Source organism: Microbacterium sp. zg.Y909, assembly GCF_024626565.1.
Map to the genome: position 1 here is coordinate 1 of NZ_JANJFJ010000282.1, position 5,684 is coordinate 5,684.

The 5,684-nt window shown below is 73.8% G+C and carries 5 protein-coding genes and 1 pseudogene; 2 read left to right on the plus strand and 4 right to left on the minus strand.

The features are described from left to right. Together NQ160_RS17110 and NQ160_RS17115 are read left to right on the plus strand one after the other, a co-directional pair. Nucleotides 1-282: pseudogene (locus NQ160_RS17110) on the plus strand (cation:proton antiporter); the annotation flags it as partial. Nucleotides 283-331: 49 nt separating this feature from the next. Continuing rightward, on the plus strand, nucleotides 332-826 hold the full coding sequence (locus NQ160_RS17115) for a recombinase family protein (RefSeq protein WP_257516362.1): 495 nt from the start codon (nucleotides 332-334) through the stop codon (nucleotides 824-826). Nucleotides 827-828: 2 nt separating this feature from the next. On the opposite strand, the gene NQ160_RS17120 is transcribed toward NQ160_RS17115, so the two are convergent. The 4 genes from NQ160_RS17120 to NQ160_RS17135 all read right to left on the minus strand — a co-directional run. After that, the gene (locus NQ160_RS17120; RefSeq protein WP_257516363.1) at nucleotides 829-2,490 is read right to left on the minus strand and encodes a serine/threonine-protein kinase; all 1,662 of its coding nucleotides are present in this window, start codon (nucleotides 2,488-2,490) and stop codon (nucleotides 829-831) included. Further along, nucleotides 2,490-3,185, minus strand: a complete 696-nt coding sequence (locus NQ160_RS17125) for an FHA domain-containing protein (RefSeq protein ID WP_257516364.1) — start codon at nucleotides 3,183-3,185, stop codon at nucleotides 2,490-2,492. The genes NQ160_RS17120 and NQ160_RS17125 overlap by 1 nt, the downstream gene beginning before the upstream one ends. After that, complete coding sequence (locus tag NQ160_RS17130) at nucleotides 3,157-3,729, minus strand: hypothetical protein (protein ID WP_257516365.1); 573 nt, start codon at nucleotides 3,727-3,729, stop codon at nucleotides 3,157-3,159. Before NQ160_RS17130 ends, NQ160_RS17125 begins: the two co-directional genes overlap by 29 nt. Next, a partial coding sequence (locus NQ160_RS17135; protein ID WP_257516366.1) for a transglutaminase family protein occupies nucleotides 3,726-5,684 on the minus strand: 1,959 nt, incomplete at its 5' end. The genes NQ160_RS17135 and NQ160_RS17130, both read right to left, overlap by 4 nt.

The following is a 5,684-nucleotide window of genomic DNA, read 5'->3' on the forward strand; positions in this document are numbered from 1 at the left end:
AAGCTCGAGAGCCCCGGCCTGGCGCGAGCCGACGGCACACCGTTCCCTCCCGAGCTCCTCAGCCAGGTGGGCTCGCGCATGTCGGAGGCACCCGATGAGGACGAGAGCGTTGCCGTGCGCGACCGGCTGGAACTGCGCCTCGTGCTGCTCGCCACGATGCGGGGACGCCTGCGCACGCTCGCCCGCAGCGGCATCAGCTCGGGGGCGCTGCGGCACGCGCTGGCCGAGCTCGACGCCGAGGAGATGAATCTTCGCCTGCGGCTGAAGGGCGAAGGCGATTGACTGCGTGTCGGCCCGCTGAGAGACAATGAAGGGGACCAAGGAGCAGCCCATGACCGATGTCGCCCCGCAGCACGCCGCGCCTGAGCAGACCACCACGCAGCGGGCTCCGGCGGACTACGCCGAGTCGATCGCGTTGCCGGTCGAGCCGGGGCGCGTGCCGCCGGCTTTCCGCGATCTCGAGCAGTCCCGGGACTGGTGGCTGGCCCGTCCCGCCGGCTCCCGGCTCGTGGGACTGGTGGTGGCACGCGACGACATGCCCAGCATCGTGCGCCAGCGCGACGAGCTCTCGCGCTTCGGCGTGCCCATCGAGGGCTTCCGCCATCCGTCTCCCGAGACCATGGAGACGTGGCAGGAACGCCTGACCCGACTGTTCGGGCGGCTGTCGCGAGGAGATGTCGTCGTGGTGGCGACCGTGCACGCCCTCGGGCGCGACGTCGACGAAGAGTCGCGCACCATCGCGGAGCTTCGCCGCCGGGGGATCATCGTCAAGGTGCTCTCGCACACGCCCGAGACGGGCCAGGTCCCGACGACCCCCCTCACCTGAGGTCAGGGCGCGCAGGCCTCCGCCGTCGGCGAACTCTGCCGGTCGGCCCGCACCACCGTGACCTCGATGCAGGTGAGTCCGCCGGCTTCGACAGGGACCGTGACGGTGGTGTCGGCGGTGGACTCCAGCCGTGTCGATTCACCCAGACGCTGCACGCCCCAGAGGTAGCTGTCGCCCTCCTCCTCGGCGGGATTGCGCCACGAGAAGGTGACCTCGCCGCCCGCGACGACGCCCTGCAGCTCCACGACGGCGGGCACACCGCCGGTGGGGAGGATGTCGACGGGACCCTCCTCCTCGGCGGGGGCCGACGAGGGTTCCGGCGCAGGCGCGAGCAGGCCGGCCCCCGCGGCGAGCGCGATGCCGCCCCCCGCGAGCACGACGGCGGCGGCCACGATCGCGCCGACGAGGGCGCCGGTGCGCCGGGGCCGACGCGGCGGCGCGGCCGCCGCGTCTTCGGCAGCATCCTCCTCCGTCGCGCGGGACCGTGCGGTTGCGTCCGGACCGGCGAACGCAGGCGCGGGGGCCGCGGCGTTCGGCGGGGCCAGTGGCGCCGAGCGACGCACGGTCGTCTCGGGGATCGCACTCTCCCACGTGGGCATCTGCACCGGCTGCGGCCGCATCATCGTGGCGCCGACGGTCGTCGATGCGGGGGGTGATGTCGTGCCCGCGCTGGGGGCGGTCGAGCCGGGCGCACGCACGATGGGCGGTGGCAGCGAGGGGTCGATGTTCACGATGCCCCGGATGCGGGTGAGGCCGCCGTCCTCGTCGTCCTCGGGGGTGTCGTTGGCGGCGCTCTCGTCGATGACGTCGATGGGCGTTGCCGCCATGCTCAGCTCGAGCTGCACGCGCTGCAGCGCACGGGCGAACTCCAGCGCGCTGGCGTAGCGGTCGGACGGAGAGGGAGCCATCGCCCGCTCCAGCGCCCGCTGCAGCGACGGCGGGGCGTCGGCGCGGCCGAGCGGCGGCAGCGGCTGGGTGAGCACGCGCTGCACCAGGTCTGCGCTGCCGTTGCGCTGCCCGGGCAGCTCGTAGGGCGAGCGCCCTGCGAGCAGCGTGTAAACGGTCGCGGCGAGCGCGTAGACGTCACCGGCGACTCCGGGCGCCCCCGCTTCGGCGAACGCCTCGGGCGGGGACCACGGGATCGACATGCCGGCGATCTCCTCGTCGCTGTCACCGGCGGTCGCGATGCCGAAATCGGTGAGCGCGGGCCGGTTGTAGTCGGTGACGAGGATGTTGGCCGGTTTGATGTCGCGATGGAGGATGCCGGCGCGGTGCGCGGTCTCGACGGCCGCCGCGACCTGCACGCCGACGCGCAGCGCCTCGGCGATCGAGAACGGCTCGCGGCGGTAGCGCACCTGCAGGTTCGGGCGCGAGCAGTACTCCATGACCAGGTACGGCCGGCCGTCGTCGGACACACCGGCCTGGTAGATCGTGACGATCGCCGGGTGCGTCGACAGCTGCGCCATGATGTTCGCCTCGGCGGCGAAGTCATCCAGCGACGTCTGGCTGAGTCGATCGGCGAGCAGCACCTTCACCGCGACGCGTCGCTGCGGGAGCGCCTGGTCGTACAGGAAGACATCGGCGAAGCCCCCCGAGCCGAGCAGCTCCCGATAGGTGAAGCCCGGTATGTCGGGGGGAGAGGCCGGTGGCCGCGACGCGCCCATCACTGCTCCCGGTAGGTCACGGTCACCTCGTCGCCGAGGTCGAGCACGTCGCCGTCGACCAGCATCGTCGGCTCACCAGGATGCAGCCGCACGGGGCTCGCGCCTTCGCGGTGCAGCACCGTGCCGTTGGTGGTGTCGAGATCGACCACCACCGCCGTCTCGCCCTCGCGGCGCACTTCGATGTGACTGCGGGAGATGTCTTGTCGGGGGCTGTCCACCGTGATGAGCTGCGGCGCATCGGCGCCGACGCGGGCCGCGCGCGGACGCCGCCCCACCACAACGGGCCGCTCGACCTGCACGGTGCGCCCGGTCGACAGTTCCAGCAGCCCCGCCGAGGGCGGACGGGGAACGGGCGGCACGTCGCCCAGCCGCTGGGAGCGCATCGCCCGGGCGGCCGCGAGCGAGACCGTCGCGCCGTCGTGGTCGCCGCCGCGTACGAGCGGCGCATCGGCCTCGGTGATCCCCGCCGCGCCGACGGCAGGGGTCGGCACGGCACCTTCGGCGTCGCCCTGGGCGTCGATCACCGCCGCGGCCGCCACCGACGCCATGACCGTCTCACCCCACAGGTGCGCGAACCGGCCGCTGTCGGACTGCACGGTCTCGAGCGCATCACCGCCCGCAGGCACTTCGTCGGGCGCGTCGGACTCGGCAGGCACCTCGGCGTGCTCATCGGGCGCGGAGGGCAGCGCTGGCACGTCGCCGCTCACCCAGGCCGGCACGTCCTCGACGAGCGCGGGGCTGCAGCACTGCCTGCGGCTCGGCGGCGACGGCCGCCACCGCGCCCTCCGCCGCCGGGAACGCCACGGTCACGCCGACGGCGCGCACGATGCCGTCGACGAGCGGCAGGGCGACGCCCGCCGGGGCCCCGGCCCGCAGCGTTATCTCGCGGGCGTCGGTGATCACGTGCTCGCTCCACGTCGCGACGCCGGCACCGCTGAGCACGCGGGTCGCGCCGTCGGCGCCTGACACGTGAGCCTCGACGTCGCCGCGCACGAGCACCCGCGGGGGCTGCGCGAGGACAACCAGCGCGAAGGGGGGCACGTCTGCGAAGCGTCCGGTCGCGCCGGTCGCGGCATCCAGCACGGCGCCGAGGTCACCACCGGCGGCCAACGCCTGCCAGACCGCTTCGACGACCGCGGTGTGCGCCTCTGCGGCCACCAGCGCCACCCCCGACGACGCGGCGACGGCATAGGCCTCGCCGGCGGTGTAGCGCGTCGGCTCTCGGCGAAGTTCGGTCATGACTGGTCCTCCGTGGCGGCGGGCGCGGAACGGCCGCGCGTGGTGCGCGCACCCTTGCCGGCGGGCGAGAGCAGCGAGCGCAGGCTCAGCCGCGATCGTAGTCGACGCCAGAACCCGACCGAGCCGTGCAGCCCCCCGATGACCTCGTCGACCTCGCGCCACAGCCCCTCGACGTCTTCCTCGGTCGGCTCACCCGGGGCGAACACTCCGGCATCTGCGCGCCCGGCGACGGCGACGACGGAGTCGGGTACGGCGAGTGTCTGGGAGAGCACGCGCGCCTCTTCCCTGCGGGTGCCGCCCGAGGGGGGCCGTGCGCCCATGTCGTGGGCGGTGTCGATGACCTCGGCCCACGCTCCGCCCGCCCGCTCCGACGGCGCACCCGTCTCGCGACGGCGCTTCCGGCGTCGCAGCTTGAGCAGCAGCACAGCCACGAAGGGCGCCGCCAGTGCCAGCAGAACACCCACGCCCGCGGCGATGTAGCCGAGGATCGTCAGCCACGAGAAGCCGTCGGCGTCGTCGTCGTCCTCGTTGCCCTCGTCTTCGGGGATGTCCGGGGGCAGATTCACCGGGTCCTGCGCGGGGGGCGGCGGCTGCAGGGTCTGCGGCTGCAGCTGTGTCTGCGGCACCGTCTGCTGGTCGGTGGGCACCTGGTCCTCGGGCGGGGTCGGGTCGAACACGACCCACCCGTACTCGTCGAACGCGATCTCGACCCACGCGTGCAGATCCTCGCCGGTCGCGGCAAAGGGAGCTCCGGCGTCGTGCTCTTCGGGGTAGAACCCCATGACCACCCGGGCGGGAAGACCCAGCTGGCCGGCCAGCAGCGCCATCGTGACGGCGTACTGCTCGTCGTCGCCGACCATGCGCTCCGGGGCCGCCAGCACCGCCTGGATGCGCTCCGAGCCGTGGCCGGCGCGCGAGATCGCCTCGCCCTCGAGGCCGTGGCTGAAGAAGCCCTTCGTCGAAAGGGTCGTCGCTATGGCGTCAGCCTGCTCGAAGGGCGTGCTCGCTCCACCCACCATCGTCGAGGCCATCGAGGCGGCGCCCTCGGGCACGTTCCGCTGCGGAGGCAGCGCCAGGGGCGCCACAGCCGCCTCCTCCAGCTGCCCGCGGCTGGGCGTCGGGGGAACGACGACGTCGAGGGTGTACCGGTCACCCTCCCGCAGACCCGCCGTCACCACCCCGACGCCGGTGGCGCGGTTGTAGAACGTGGAACGGCGCAGGTCGTCGGCCCGCTCGCCGTCGTAGCGGATGCCGGTGAGGTAGCCCACGTCGGGAAGCCAGACGCCGCGCAGCGACCCGATCTCGATGGTGACGGTGGCCTCGTCGCCCTCGACCGTGGCGGGGATGCGGTCCCCCAGGCGCTGGAAGCTCGCCGACGATCCCGCCCCCTCGCTCGCGACGTTGTAGACGACGCCGTCGTACGCGTCGAGGGTCGCCAGGCGCACGCGACCGCCCTCGGGGAGCCCTTCGACGGTGAAGAGCGTCTCGTCGGCCTTGTCGCGCACGACCGAGCGGAAGGACTGCAGCGGGCTGACGTAGTCGCGCAGGTCGATGGGCGGCTGGATCGCATCCCGCACGACGTAGCGCGGCCCCGACGGCGCCGCCGCCGCGCTGACACCGGCGCCGAGGCCGATGGCGAGCACGAGCACCCCCGCACCGGCGAGCACCCGTCGCCCCGGGCGGAGCGTCGAGGTCGAGCCGGATGCCACGGCGTACTGCTGCGCCGACAGCGAGCGGCGGTAGGCCGTCCACCCCACCGCGACCAGGCCGAACACCGCGCCCTGCACGATCGGCACCGCCGGCTGGGTGGTGCCGAAGGCGATGGCCAGCACGAGCAGCAGCCCCGCCGGCAGCAGCGCCCACCCGTACGCCCGCGCCCTCAGCGCGGCGGAGCCGGCCAGCACCGACGTCAGCAGCACCGAGAGGAACGGCACGACGAGGAACGCGTCGGATGC

Excerpts from the sequence above, each read along its gene's own strand:
- NQ160_RS17115 (WP_257516362.1), top strand. The coding sequence starts at position 332 with ATGACCGATGTCGCCCCGCAGCACGCCGCGCCTGAGCAGACCACCACG.
- NQ160_RS17120 (WP_257516363.1), bottom strand. The coding sequence starts at position 2,490 with ATGGGCGCGTCGCGGCCACCGGCCTCTCCCCCCGACATACCGGGCTTC.
- NQ160_RS17130 (WP_257516365.1), bottom strand. The coding sequence starts at position 3,729 with ATGACCGAACTTCGCCGAGAGCCGACGCGCTACACCGCCGGCGAGGCC.